We start from the raw sequence: 14,313 nt of genomic DNA, 5'->3' as shown, positions 1-14,313 counted from the left end.
AGTTATACACATGTGGATAAACTGTTGATGCTGTGTATTACTTTTTAACATTATCCACAATTACTAACAAAATCATCTTGTTCACTTGTCAGACTTATTGGCACTTCATTCAAGGTAACAGACCATTTACATTATTTCCCACTTTTAAACGTCGTAATCTGTTGTATAACAGTTTCGAATGTTTATATTATTGATTGCGAATTTCTTTTTCTAAATCTTCTACTTCTTGTTTAAAAATTGGATCTGCTTTGATATCCTTTGCGATTTTCTCGTGTGCATGAATAACCGTTGTATGATCGCGACCACCGAATTCTTCACCAATCTTAGGTAATGAGAAATCAGTAAGCTCCCTTGATAGATACATAGCGATTTGACGAGGATACGCAATTGATTTGGTACGTTTTTTCGCACTAAAATCTTCAATACGAACGTTATAGTAATGCCCAACGACTTTCTGAATATCTTGAATTGTAATTTTTTTAGATTTAGGAACTTGAATAATATCTTTAAGTGCTTCTGCTGCTAATTCAGTCGTAATCGGTCTGCCTTGAAGCTTCGAATAGGCAAGTAAACGCGTGAGTGCACCTTCTAATTCACGAATGTTTGATTGAATTTGATTAGCAATATAATTTAATGCTTCAGCTGGAATTTCTAAATTTTCTTCTTCGATTTTTTTCTGAAGAATTGCCATACGTGTTTCATAATCAGGAGGCGTAATATCAACGATTAAGCCCCATTCAAATCGAGAACGTAAACGGTCTTCTAATTTAGCGATTTCTTTAGGTGGGCGGTCACTTGAAATGACAATTTGTTTCTTATTTTGATGTAATTCATTAAATGTGTGGAAGAACTCTTCTTGCGTTTGTTCTTTATTTTGAATGAATTGAATATCGTCAATCAGTAACACGTCAATGTTTCTATATTTCTCTCTAAAAGCTTCTGGTTCATTGTTACGAATTGATTTAATGAAGTCATTTGTGAATTTTTCACTTGAAGTGTATAGCACTTTAGCATTTGGTTGATTACTGAGAACATGATGACCAATCGCATGCATAAGGTGCGTTTTACCAAGACCAACACCACCATAAATAAATAGAGGATTGTATGCTTGGGCTGGTGCTTCAGCAACCGCAAGACTTGCTGCATGTGGAAATCTGTTACCAGGTCCAATAACGAACGTATCAAATGTATTGTGTGTATTAAATTGATCTGTACCTTCATGAACATCCTCAATGATGTGACGCTGAGGTTCGCTGCTTGGTGATTTAGCTTTACGACTCTCTTCATCAAGTTCTGCTAATTGTTCAGCAGTGAAAAATTTGGGTTCAACTTCATAACCAATAACATCTTTCATAATTGTTTGAATAACTTCTTTATAGTTAGAATTTAACCATTCTGCATAAAATTCATGTATTACGAAAATGATCGCAACGTTATCACGAATTTCTTTAAGCTCCGTATCTTTCAAAAAAGTATTAAATGTCGATTTAGATATTTCTGATTCAGCAACGTCTAATACTTTTTTCCAAATTTCTTGTTCTGACATATAATAAACTCCATCTTCTTTAAATTTAAGACTTATACACAGACATTTAGACAAGTGGATAAAAATAATCACAGCATGTTAATAATTATCCACAAGTTAATAACATTCGGTGGATAACTTTATATATGCTATGATTTATTCACACTAAAAACGTATATAAAATCAATAAATAAATCCTGTTAAAATAATGAATTAGACGACTTATCCACACAATTATACTTTTTAACCAAGAGAGATGTCAAATAGGTGTGAATATGTTGTTAAATTAGGTATAAATCTGTTAATAATGGTTATATTATCCACAATTATTGAATGGTCATCTGTGTATAATTGGATAATTTTTGAAATGAAAGCACTATGTATTATAACAGCTTGGGAAATAATTTATAAAGATGTATTTAAAATGAATAATGAAAGCATTGTAGACTTGGCGTAAAATGTATAAATATTAAAAATGATTTTGTGACAAAGTTTACTAAAAAATTAGTATCTTACTGCAAATGCTGCTTGCTTTATAAATAGTAATTTGTTATATTGTAGTAGTTGCTTGAATTATGACTAGATAAAATTGAATTAAAACAAGAATTCTGATATCAGAAAGTATAATTTATCTATTAAAATAATCAGGATCACTACAAGAGCGAGTGAGCTGGATAAATATGTAGATGGAGGTGTTTTGCATGGTAAAACGTACTTATCAACCAAATAAACGTAAACATAGTAAAGTTCATGGTTTCAGAAAACGTATGAGCACTAAAAATGGCCGTAAAGTTTTAGCACGTCGTCGTCGTAAAGGCCGTAAAGTTTTATCAGCATAAGATCACTGACTTCTCAGTGGTCTTTTTTTTCGTTTCAATAGGTATAAATTGGGACACGCTATATCAGAACGAACATAAACTAGAATGGCAAAGAATAATATAAGCGAGTGATGTGAACGTGGAGAAAGCTTACCGTATAAAAAAGAATACTGATTTCCAAACCATTTATAAAAGAGGCAAATCGGTAGCAAATAGACAGTTTGTTGTTTATACCTATAATAGTAATAAAGATCATTTCCGATTAGGAATTAGCGTATCTAAAAAGTTAGGTAATGCAGTGACTCGAAACAGAATTAAACGTGCGATTAGAGAAAATTTTAAAGTTCATAAAGAAGATATCATCGCACGTGACATTATCGTTATCGCTAGGCAACCAGCTAAAGACATGTCTACACTTGAAATTCAAGGTAGCTTAGAACATGTACTTAAAATTGCGAAAGTGTTTAATAAAAGGATTAAATAAGCAGGGTAGGGGAGATGTTAAGACTACGGTCAGTCTGACGTCAGACAAACAGGAGTCTTCCCTTCATAATAATCAATCAACTTGTTAGCAATTTTAATAGAAACAAATTACAATGTTATAATGAAATTTTACTTGAATAAGGAGGCGAGGATAATCATGGATTTCGATACAATTACTAGTATTTCAACGCCAATGGGTGAAGGTGCAATTGGTATTGTCCGTTTATCTGGACCGCAAGCCGTTGAAATTGGAGATAAACTATATAAAGGAAAGAAAAAGTTAGAAGATGTAGATTCCCATACGATTAACTATGGTCATATCGTCGATCCAGAAACAAATGAAGTTGTTGAAGAAGTTATGATATCTGTGTTGAGAGCACCAAGAACATTTACCCGTGAGGATATTATTGAAATTAATTGTCACGGTGGTATTTTAACCATTAATCGTATATTAGAACTAACAATGACGTATGGCGCTAGAATGGCAGAGCCGGGTGAATATACTAAGCGTGCATTCTTAAACGGACGAATTGATTTATCTCAAGCTGAAGCTGTTATGGACTTTATTCGTTCTAAAACAGATCGTGCTTCTAAAGTTGCTATGAATCAAATTGAAGGGCGTCTCAGCGACTTAATTAAACGACAACGACAATCCATTTTAGAAATTCTCGCGCAAGTAGAAGTGAACATTGATTATCCTGAATATGACGATGTTGAAGATGCTACAACAGAGTTCTTATTAGAACAATCTAAAAAAATAAAAAATGAAATTAACCTTCTATTAGAAACTGGCACACAAGGTAAGATTATGAGAGAAGGTCTTTCAACAGTAATTGTTGGTAAACCAAATGTAGGGAAATCATCAATGTTAAATAATCTTATTCAAGATAATAAAGCGATTGTAACTGAAGTTGCAGGTACGACGCGTGACGTCTTAGAGGAATACGTTAATGTCAGAGGTGTACCTTTAAGATTGGTAGATACTGCAGGCATTCGTGACACTGAAGATATCGTTGAAAAGATTGGTGTCGAACGTTCACGAAAAGCCTTAAGCGAAGCAGATTTAATCTTATTTGTCTTAAATAATAACGAATCTTTAACACAAGAGGATCGTACTTTATATGAAGTTATCAAAAATGAAGATGCCATTGTCATTGTAAATAAAACAGATTTAGAACAACATTTAGATATTAATGAAGTCAAAGAAATGATTGGTGATACGCCACTTATTCAAACCTCTATGCTTAAACAAGAAGGCATCGATCAACTAGAATTACAAATACGTGATTTATTCTTTGGTGGCGATGTTCAAAACCAAGATATGACATATGTATCTAATTCAAGACACATTTCTCTATTGAAACAAGCTAGAAATGCAATTCAAGATGCGATTGAGGCAGCGGAATCTGGTATTCCTATGGACATGGTTCAAATTGATTTAACGCGTACATGGGAACTATTAGGTGAGATTATTGGTGAATCCGCAAGTGATGAGTTAATTGACCAATTATTTAGTCAGTTCTGTTTAGGAAAATAATGAAATTGCAAATGATAGCCATTCGGGAACGAAATAATAAACATTAAACAAATTAAGACGGTAGGAAGTCTTAGTAATAAAATATAGAAAAAGGAAATTTAAAGGAGGTCAATCAGGTGGTTCAAGAATATGATGTAATTGTCATTGGTGCTGGGCATGCAGGAATTGAAGCAGGTTTAGCATCTGCAAGACGTGGTGCCAAAACACTAATGTTAACAATTAATTTAGACAACATTGCATTTATGCCATGTAATCCCTCAGTAGGTGGTCCAGCTAAAGGTATTGTCGTTCGTGAAATTGACGCATTAGGTGGCCAAATGGCCAAAGCAATTGATAAAACGCATATCCAAATGCGTATGTTAAATACTGGTAAAGGCCCAGCTGTGCGTGCATTACGTGCGCAAGCCGATAAAGTATTGTACCAACAAGAAATGAAACGTGTGATTGAAGATGAAGATAATTTAGATATCATGCAAGGTATGGTAGACGAATTAATCATTGAAGATGATGAAGTTAAAGGTGTGCGTACTAATATTGGCACTGAATATCGTGCGCAAGCGGTTGTTATTACAACAGGTACGTTTTTACGTGGTGAAATTATTTTAGGAAATATGAAATATTCAAGTGGTCCAAACCACCAACTTCCATCTATTACGTTAGCTGATAATTTAAGAGAATTAGGCTTTGAAGTTGTACGTTTTAAAACGGGTACACCACCACGTGTAAATGCGAAAACAATCGATTATTCTAAGACAGAAATTCAACCAGGTGATGAGGTAGGTCGTGCATTTAGCTTTGAAACTACAGAATATATACTTGATCAATTACCATGTTGGTTGACGTATACAAATGATCGTACACATAAAGTCATCGATGATAACTTACACTTATCAGCCATGTATTCAGGTATGATTAAAGGGACAGGCCCACGTTATTGTCCATCAATTGAAGATAAATTTGTCCGTTTCAACGATAAACCTAGACACCAACTTTTCTTAGAGCCTGAAGGTCGTCATACGAATGAAGTATACGTCCAAGGACTTTCAACGAGCTTGCCAGAACATGTGCAACGTCAAATGTTAGAAACAATTCCTGGTCTTGAAAAGGCCGACATGATGCGTGCCGGTTATGCGATTGAATATGATGCCATTGTACCAACGCAATTATGGCCAACATTAGAAACTAAAATGATTAAAAATTTATATACAGCCGGTCAAATTAATGGTACATCAGGATATGAAGAAGCGGCTGGACAAGGTATTATGGCGGGAATCAACGCAGCGGGTAAAGTGTTAGGAACAGGCGAAAAAATCTTAAGCCGTTCAGATGCATACATCGGTGTGTTAATTGACGATTTAGTTACGAAAGGTACAAATGAACCGTATCGTTTATTAACTTCTCGTGCTGAATATAGATTGCTATTACGTCATGATAATGCCGATTTACGATTAACAGATATGGGTTATGAATTAGGTATGATTTCTGAAGAACGCTATGCACGTTTTAATGAAAAGCGCCAACAAATTCAAGATGAAGTTGAACGTTTAACTAATATTCGTATTAAACCAAATGAACATACGCAATCTGTTATTGAAGCACATGGTGGTTCACGTCTTAAAGATGGTATATTGGCGATTGATTTATTACGACGTCCAGAGATGACGTATGATACGATTTTAGAAATCTTAGAAGAAACGCATCAATTACCTGAAGCGGTTGAAGAGCAAGTTGAAATTCAAACGAAATATGAAGGTTATATCAATAAATCATTACAACAAGTTGAGAAAGTTAAACGTATGGAAGCGAAAAAAATTCCTGAAGACTTAGATTATAGTAAAGTTGATAGTTTAGCGACTGAAGCACGTGAAAAATTAGCTGAAGTTAAACCATTGAATATTGCTCAGGCATCACGAATCTCTGGTGTTAACCCAGCAGACATTTCAATCTTACTTGTTTATTTAGAACAAGGTAAATTGCAAAGGGTGAAAAATTAATGAGTGGCGTAGAATGGCTAGCTAAAGAATTAAGTGAACATGGAATTGAGTTGTCAGATAAACAAAAAGAACAATTTCAGACATATTATCATCTACTTGTTGAGTGGAATGAGAAAATGAATCTCACTAGTATTACAGATGAACATGAAGTTTATTTGAAACATTTCTATGATTCTATTACACCAAGCTTTTATTATGATTTTAATCAGCCCTTAGCCATTTGTGATGTTGGCGCGGGTGCTGGTTTCCCAAGTATTCCGTTGAAAATTGTATACCCTGAGTTGAAAGTGACGATTGTAGATTCACTAAATAAACGTATCCAATTTTTAAATCATTTAGCTGCCGAACTTGGCTTAACACAAGTTAGCTTTGTGCATGATCGAGCTGAAACATTCGGCAAAGGCGTCAATAGAGAAACATATGATGTTGTAACCGCACGTGCAGTAGCCAGACTTACAGTGCTAAGTGAATTATGTTTACCTTTAGTTAAAAAAGGTGGCCATTTCATCGCATTGAAGTCTTCTAAAGGAGAAGAAGAATTAGAAGAAGCGCAATTTGGGATTAGTATATTAGGTGGCGTCTTTAGTGATTCTTACACTTTTGATTTACCTGAAGATGCTGGAGAACGACAAATGATTATAATTGATAAACGTCGTCAAACATCTAAAAAATATCCTAGAAAACCTGGTACGCCTAATAAATCTCCTTTACTAGAAAATTAATAGCACTTACATGTTAAAATTAATTTTAAGAGGAGTGAATGGATAATGAAAAAACCTTTTTCAAAATTATTTGGATTGAAAAATAAAGATGACATCGTTGGATACATTGAAGAAGATCGCAATTCTAGCGTCGAATCCATTCAAATTGAGCGTATTGTACCTAACCGTTATCAACCAAGACAGGTGTTTGACTCAAGTAAAATTACAGAACTTGCGGAATCCATTGATGAACATGGGCTATTGCAACCGATTGTCGTGCGACCAATTGAAGAAAATATGTATGAAATCATCGCAGGTGAACGCCGTTTCAGAGCGTTACAATCCTTGCATAAAGCACAAGCCGATGTCATTATTCGTCATATGAATGATGAAGAAACTGCTGTCGTTGCTTTAATTGAGAATATTCAGCGTGAAAATTTATCTGCAGTAGAAGAAGCGGAAGCATATAAAAAGTTGCTTGAAATTGGTGGAACTACGCAAAGTGAATTAGCTAAAAGTTTAGGCAAAAGTCAGAGTTTTATTGCGAACAAGTTGCGTTTACTGAAGTTAGCACCTAAAGTCATCAGTCGTTTAAGAGAAGGTAAGATTACAGAGCGTCATGCTCGAGCAGTCTTATCTCTTAAAGAAGAAGATCAAGAACAACTCATTGAACAAGTCATCAATCAAAAGTTAAACGTTAAACAAACAGAAGCACGTGTTAAACAAAAAATTGGACCTGAAAAGGTTAAAGCCCAATCTTTCCAATTCTCCAAAGATTTAACACAAGCACGTGATGAAGTTGGAAAGAGCGTTCAAGCAATTGAACAATCTGGTATACGTGTAGAACAACGTGATAAAGATCATGATGATTATTATGAAATTAAGATAAAAATTTATAAAAGATAGTGAAAAATCTCCTTTTAGGCAGTGTCTGAAAGGAGATTTTTTTATAAAAATTTGAAAATTAGTTTTATTTCGTACGCCATTTACATTATACTGAAATAGTTTTACAATATTATTAAACGAAACGTATCGTTTAATAATTCATGAAGAAGGTTTTGTAAGTGTTTGGAATATCAATTTCTAGTGCGATACTCCATTTTATGATTGGAGGTCTTGCTGTAGCCATTGCCTCGATTATGGCTGAAAAAGTAGGCGGTAAAATGGGTGGTATCATTGCAACAATGCCGGCAGTCTACCTTGCTGCTATTATTGCATTAGCAATAGACCATCATGGCGATCAACTTGTTCAAATGTCCATTCATCTTAGTGCTGGTGCGGTAATAGGCATTATTTCATGTATCATTACTGTTTTCTTAACATCGATCTATATTAGTAAACGAGATTATAAAAAAGGCACCGCATTTGCATTTGTATGTTGGGTTGTCATTTCGCTTGCTATTTTTGCAGTAAGACATATTTCATAATATTTGGAGGCATTTTCAATGAAATTGGCAATAATTAAATTTCTAGTAGGTGGATTAGCAGTGACGCTGAGTTATATTATCTCAGTCATCTTACCATGGAAAGAATTAGGAGGCGTCTTTGCCACATTACCGGCAGTGTTCTTAGTATCTTTATTTATAACAGGTATGCAACATGGCGATGTTATTGCTAAACACGTAAGTAGAGGTGCAGTTTTTGGCATGACGGGCGTCCTTATTAGTATATTAGCAACTTGGGGAATGCTATATTATACTAATCAATGGCTACTTAGTATTGTTATTGGATTTATTGCATGGTTTGTAAGTGCAGTAATTATTTTTGAAGCGGTTGAATTTATTTCGCATTTAAGAAGGGGAAAACATGGCTGGAAGACCGAAAGATCCGACAATCAATCATAAAATTTTTAATGAATTAGATCGAATGTTGGCTACGACACATTTTAGAGACATCACCATCGATCAAATATCTGAAAACACAGGTGTGTCTAAAGCTACAATATATCGACGTTGGAAAGATAAATCTTCAATTATTGTAGATATGTTCGTGAGTAGAGCTCAAATTTTTGAAAATGAAAATAAAGATCTACACACGGGGTTGTATGAATTCTTAATTAAAATAATGGAAATTTATAAAACGAATTTAGGGCGTGCGGTTATTGAAATATTAATTAGTAATCAACAAAATGATGCACGTGAGTTGTTTATGAAAAGTTATTTTAAAAGTAACCGAAAAGTATTAAAATCGATTATCGCACAACATATCAAAGAAGAGGACCAAGATTTATTTATTGATTTAATTTTCTCACCTATTTATTTCAATATTTTAATTAAACCTGAAACTTTAGATGAAGTCTATATTAAAAAGATGCTTGATGTTATTTTAAAATCGTTTAATCAATAATGGCTTATAGCAAAGAGGAACTGCGTTTTAATAAATAGCGCAGTTCCTTTCTTAGACATCCCGTAGTCTTAAAAATGTTGATATTACAGCATGTAAAAGGATTTTGACAATGAAAAAGATGTGATTGTCAAAGAAATTTGGTAGTTTTTTATATACAGAAACGTTTCTATGGAGTTGAAGTGAGATACGATTATGCATTTCGATCTTGCTTCTATTCTAGGCAAGATTAATCTAAATGGTTTAGGAGTTATGGGTGATGGAAATCGGTCAACAAATTCGAAAATATAGAGAAAAAGAAAATTATTCCCAAGAGTACCTAGCTGAAAAATTATATGTTTCAAGACAAACGATTTCTAATTGGGAAAATGAAAGAAGTTATCCAGATATCCATAATTTATTAATGATGTGTAATTTATTTAATGTTTCATTAGATGATCTTGTCAAAGGAGACGTGAAACGTATGGAACATGAAACTATTAAAAAAGACATGGACTTTTGGACGTGGATGATGCTGATTTGGATGATATTAGCATGTGTTTTAATAGGACCACTTTTATTTTATTTGAGTTGGTGGGGCGTAGCGATTACCTATGTCATTTTTTCTGTAGGTTTATATAGTAGTACGCAAGTCGATAAAATTAAATACAAAAATGGCATGGATAATTACGATCGAATCGTAGCATTTATGAATGGTCAAGATCCTAATGAAGTTAAGACTACTAAAACACGCAATTTCATTACGAGTATCTTATCATTTATCTTTGTAGTAGGCGCATTTGTAATCATATGTTGGTTGAGTATATATGTATCATTTAAATTTTTACCATAATAAATTAGAGAGACCTAAGAAGCGGAAATGCTTCATAGGTCTCTAGTAATTAGAATTGATTATTTATTGCGTATTTTTCTTCTACCTAATAATAATACACTACCTAGACTAGCAAACATTGTAGCTATTAATGATTTATTACTATTATCATCTTCGCTACCAGTTTTAGGCAGATGTTTCGGTTGATTTGGTTGTTCAGGTGTTGGTGGCACATGATGTGTCGGTGGTACACCTGGTTTTTCAGGTGGATTACCTGGCGGGTTAACTGGAGGTTTACCCGGTGTTTTAGGTGGATGATGTGGCGGTACGTAAGGCGGTTTGCTCGGCTTTGGTGGTACTGGTGGTATAACAGTATTGTTAAATTCAGTATCATGTAGTCCGGCTGATTTACCGCCTGAACTGATATAAGTGACAGTTGCTTGTAAATCACCAGTTTCTGGATTTTCAGTAACGACCACTGTTGCTTTGATAGACATAGTATCATAAGCAATATTTGTGTCTGTTCCCACTTTTTCAGAGATTTGGTAAAGGTAAGTGCCCACTTTATTGAATTTAATTGGTAAGAAATTCACTTTACCATTCGCATCATTTGTTGCTAATTGTACTGCATGATCAGGGTTGTTTATATCAGTTAAGATGAATGTGTAATCGCCACCTTTAAGTTGACCACCTTCCAGTTTCTTAGTCACTTTGAATTCAAAGTTTACTGGTACTGGTTTGACTTTATTAACGCGTTTCTCTGATGGTTTAGGAGGTGGAACGTCATTACCACCTTTGGTTGGGTTAAAGAATTGAACAGATTGATTTGCTACGTTAGTAATGTCTTTGTTAGCTTTAGCACTGTCTTTAATAACACCGACAATATCTAATTTGTAGTAACGTCCAAATGGCATTTGCGCATTATCTAGCACATGGTCTTTGACTAAAATGTCTTTCGATGTAGCTGTGATAACACCATTCTCATCTGTGATATCAAATAAGTTTGTAACGTCTTGTCCAGTAATACCGTCATAAGCATGAATGCTTTGAACAGCTACGCTTGTTTCATCATAGTCATCGGTAATGCCTAATTTATTAATTTTATTCTCTGCTGTTAAGTGCGTTGTATCTAACCAAACTTGATATACAATTTTATCCCCATGATTAAGCGTTTTAGTATTGATGTTTTCGGGTTCATTATTAGCTGTTTGATCCGCATAAGGATTCACATTCGTATCTGCATATTTATTCGCTAATTCACTATCATCGTCTAGTAATTTATGTCCTGTAAGGTCATATTTCTCCACTGATAAATCAAATTTTTCAGGTTGGAATACAGGTGTCGGCGGTGTTGGTGGAACGAATGTATTGTTAAATTCAGTATCTGCTGGCGCGAGTGACGTTGCCGTAATTACGTGTAACTCTTTAGTGACATTCACAGTTACAATTGCTTTCATAGCATCACTCTTTATATTCGGTAAGTTGCTAGGAACTTCTTCAACAGTATATGTGAAGGTTTTACCCGCATCGGCATTCGTATAAGTTGGACGTTTTCCTTCAATAAAATTGAAATTAATTTGTCCTGTTTCATTGTTTGTGCCAGTCGCGATGACTTCTCCGTCTGCATTTTTCATAGTAAATTGAAACTCTGCATTATTTAAAGGTCGACCAACTAAAGCTTTCGTAAAATGAACATCAAAGTCTAATTGCTTAGGTGCTACATAATAATTCGTGAATGCTTGATTATGATCAGAATCGGCATCATATGCATAATTCACACTTGCATTTAAGATGCCATTTTCTTCAGTTACTGTAACAGTTGCTGTAATCGTTAATGGTTCTGCATCAAAATTTGAATTTAGATTTGCTTTGTTTTCAGTAATTGTATAAGTGTAAGTACCTGGTTTTGTAAATGAAATCTTATCAAATGTGACTGAACCATCTGCTGCATTTGCTTTTGATTGCGAAGCCTCTGGAATCGCTGGTGAATTAGGTCCGGCTACTATGTTGAAAGTGAATTCGCCTTCAGCTAGCGTGTGGTCGCCTTTAACGACTTTATTTGCTTTCAACGTAACTTCAACTGGTTCGATTTTTGTGTAGTAATAAATGACTGGATGTGCTTTAGCTAACAAGTTTTGTAAACGGAAATTACTGCCACGTCCTACTTGTACACCGTTTACAGATTGATTAGGTGCGAAAAGGTTACCTACAGCACCTTCACCTGCACTTGCTGGTTGAACAAGGAATGGGATGTCATATCCGGGTATAAAAATTTGTTTACCTAAATCATTTTTATTTTTTTCGCCAGGTTTCAGTGTTGCTTCATATACTTTTACATAATTTGTTGTATCGATACCTGTATTTTTCGCTGATTCAGACATGTGATCCACTGATAATGTCCAAATTTCGATACGTGTTGTACCATCTTCTCCAATAATTTCTTTTATACGTTTAATGCCACCATTATTTGTTTCAGCATCCACATATCTTAACCCAACTTGATATGGGCGAGTCATTGGGCCAGACATATGATCAGGCTCAGCAATTTGATATAGTTTATAACCTTCAAATTCGCGTGCATTTGAAGCGGTATAGATTTGTCCATCCATGCCTTTAATCGTATAGTGTGCTAACTCTTTTTCAGTGAAATCTGGTTGATATGTTTGAGCATTTATATCGGTCTTATTTGCTTGATAAGTAGGGTTATTTTTATTAACGACTCGATAATAGGTCGTTTCAGGTACAATTTGTGGAATATAATATTGTGGGTCAGTAATTGTTGTACCTTCATTTGCTTTGTTAAACACGTCGTAAATTTGTATACCGCTACGTTGATCTTCTAAGCTACCATTCTCATCAATTGCAAATCGTGCTCTTATTGTTGAGACAGTATTTTTGAATGAGTCTAAAGTATTTAAGAAAGTGAAATTGATGTGACCATATTTCGCTTTTTGAGGCTCATGTGCAGCTACATCTCTTTCTAAAGTAGTTTCACCAATCGTTACAGTGCCAGGTGAATTAATATGTTTTGTTTCTACTACGGCATTGGTATCACCGTCTACTAATTCAATGGTTACGTCATTTGAGGCGTCATAGGGTTTTGATAAACGGTAATAATATTTTGTATGATAAGCAGCATTAAAATTTTTAAGATCTGTTATCGCAAATGTATATTGATTGGGAACAGGACTTTTTTCAAATACAACGCTTGGCGTCGGCACTGTATTTGAATCTTTAGGTTGTGGAATCACAACATCTCTATTTTTAACCGATGCGCCATTAGCATCATCCATATTAGGTGTTGCAGTTGTCGTTGTATCCTCTAAAACGCCTTCTGAAGCAATTGGTGACGTTGCAGAACGACGTGAACGATGATGTGTTTCATTCTTTTCAGATTGAGGTGAAGCGGTAATTGCTTGCGCAATCGCTTTTTCTTTAATTGAATTCGTTGTCTTACTAGTTGTTTGTGATTGAGTTTCTGTTTTTGTTGTATTTTCAGGATTGTTCAGGGGATCAGAATGAGATGGTGAAGCTGTATTACGTACGACTTCATCTGTTGAATGATTGACTTTGCTTTCAAAAGATTGAGGATTGGAAGTCGTATCCGTTTGTAACGTACTATTATGTAATTCACTCGCATGAGCTACATCCTGAAAGCCTACAAATAAAAAGGCACCTAATAAAACGGAGCCTGTTCCTATTGAAAACTTTCGAATAGAGAAACGATACTTAGTTTTAAATTGCATTTCTTGATGTCCTTTCTTAGATGAATTAAATATATCTGTTAATTTAATTATAAAATATATAAAATAAAAAACAATATTAAAACAAAAAGGTTATAATTATTAAAATACATAGCAAAAGGGAGTAGGGAGTGGGACAGAACTCTTTTTAAATTCGTCGTCACCCCAGCTTGCTTTGCTTGTAGAATTTCTTGATGAAATTCTCTTGGGGCCCCAACCCCAACTTGCTTTGCTTGTAGAATTTCTTGATGAAATTCTCTTTGCTGGGGCCCCCGCCCGCAAGGATGACTAGAACTGAAAAAAGCTTGATTTAAGCGCATTTTCAGTTCAGTCAGCTACTGCGAATTTGCAAAATAGC

At 34.6% G+C, this 14,313-nt stretch carries 12 protein-coding genes; 10 read left to right on the top strand and 2 right to left on the bottom strand.

Annotation, left to right across the window (positions count from 1 at the left end):
- Nucleotides 1–187: 187 nt before the first annotated feature.
- Entirely contained in the window at nucleotides 188–1,546 is a 1,359-nt protein-coding gene (gene dnaA / locus KA858_RS03445) for a chromosomal replication initiator protein DnaA (protein WP_204194127.1), read from the bottom strand.
- Nucleotides 1,547–2,226: 680 nt separating this feature from the next.
- Between dnaA and rpmH the strand changes: the two genes are divergently transcribed.
- From rpmH to KA858_RS03395, 10 genes are all read left to right on the top strand, one after another.
- A complete protein-coding gene (gene rpmH, locus KA858_RS03440) occupies nucleotides 2,227–2,364 on the top strand; it encodes a 50S ribosomal protein L34 (protein WP_000240855.1) in 138 nt (45 codons plus the stop codon).
- Between the two features lie 112 nt (nucleotides 2,365–2,476).
- Nucleotides 2,477–2,827 carry a ribonuclease P protein component gene (rnpA, locus tag KA858_RS03435; protein WP_174841452.1) on the top strand — a complete coding sequence of 117 codons (351 nt, stop codon included), beginning with the start codon at nucleotides 2,477–2,479 and terminating at the stop codon, nucleotides 2,825–2,827.
- Between the two features lie 156 nt (nucleotides 2,828–2,983).
- On the top strand, nucleotides 2,984–4,363 hold the full coding sequence (gene mnmE / locus KA858_RS03430) for a tRNA uridine-5-carboxymethylaminomethyl(34) synthesis GTPase MnmE (RefSeq protein ID WP_210125608.1): 1,380 nt from the start codon (nucleotides 2,984–2,986) through the stop codon (nucleotides 4,361–4,363).
- A gap of 116 nt (nucleotides 4,364–4,479) precedes the next feature.
- A complete protein-coding gene (mnmG, locus tag KA858_RS03425; protein ID WP_107629418.1) occupies nucleotides 4,480–6,357 on the top strand; it encodes a tRNA uridine-5-carboxymethylaminomethyl(34) synthesis enzyme MnmG in 1,878 nt (625 codons plus the stop codon).
- Nucleotides 6,357–7,079 (top strand): 16S rRNA (guanine(527)-N(7))-methyltransferase RsmG, encoded by a 723-nt coding sequence (rsmG, locus tag KA858_RS03420; RefSeq protein WP_210125606.1) that lies wholly within the window; start codon nucleotides 6,357–6,359, stop codon nucleotides 7,077–7,079. Before mnmG ends, rsmG begins: the two co-directional genes overlap by 1 nt.
- A 45-nt stretch (nucleotides 7,080–7,124) precedes the next feature.
- Nucleotides 7,125–7,964 (top strand): nucleoid occlusion protein, encoded by an 840-nt coding sequence (gene noc / locus KA858_RS03415; RefSeq protein WP_053030319.1) that lies wholly within the window; start codon nucleotides 7,125–7,127, stop codon nucleotides 7,962–7,964.
- A gap of 158 nt (nucleotides 7,965–8,122) precedes the next feature.
- Nucleotides 8,123–8,485, top strand: coding sequence for a DUF3147 family protein (locus KA858_RS03410; protein WP_210125604.1), 363 nt, complete (start codon nucleotides 8,123–8,125; stop codon nucleotides 8,483–8,485).
- 18 nt (nucleotides 8,486–8,503) lie between these two features.
- Nucleotides 8,504–8,902, top strand: a complete 399-nt coding sequence (locus tag KA858_RS03405) for a DUF3147 family protein (protein ID WP_210125602.1) — start codon at nucleotides 8,504–8,506, stop codon at nucleotides 8,900–8,902.
- Nucleotides 8,865–9,404, top strand: a complete 540-nt coding sequence (locus KA858_RS03400) for a TetR/AcrR family transcriptional regulator (RefSeq protein WP_210125600.1) — start codon at nucleotides 8,865–8,867, stop codon at nucleotides 9,402–9,404. Before KA858_RS03405 ends, KA858_RS03400 begins: the two co-directional genes overlap by 38 nt.
- A 256-nt stretch (nucleotides 9,405–9,660) precedes the next feature.
- Nucleotides 9,661–10,233 carry a helix-turn-helix transcriptional regulator gene (locus KA858_RS03395; RefSeq protein WP_210125598.1) on the top strand — a complete coding sequence of 191 codons (573 nt, stop codon included), beginning with the start codon at nucleotides 9,661–9,663 and terminating at the stop codon, nucleotides 10,231–10,233.
- A 59-nt stretch (nucleotides 10,234–10,292) separates the two neighbouring features.
- On the opposite strand, the gene KA858_RS03390 is transcribed toward KA858_RS03395, so the two are convergent.
- Complete coding sequence (locus tag KA858_RS03390) at nucleotides 10,293–13,958, bottom strand: Spy0128 family protein (protein ID WP_210125596.1); 3,666 nt, start codon at nucleotides 13,956–13,958, stop codon at nucleotides 10,293–10,295.
- Nucleotides 13,959–14,313: the final 355 nt, after the last annotated feature.

Origin of the sequence: Staphylococcus sp. GDX8P80P, from assembly GCF_017893095.1 — a bacterium.
GTDB classification, from domain to species: Bacteria; Bacillota; Bacilli; order Staphylococcales; family Staphylococcaceae; genus Staphylococcus; species Staphylococcus borealis.
Note: the sequence above shows the minus strand (reverse complement) of the source record. Positions and strands in the feature narration are given on the sequence as shown.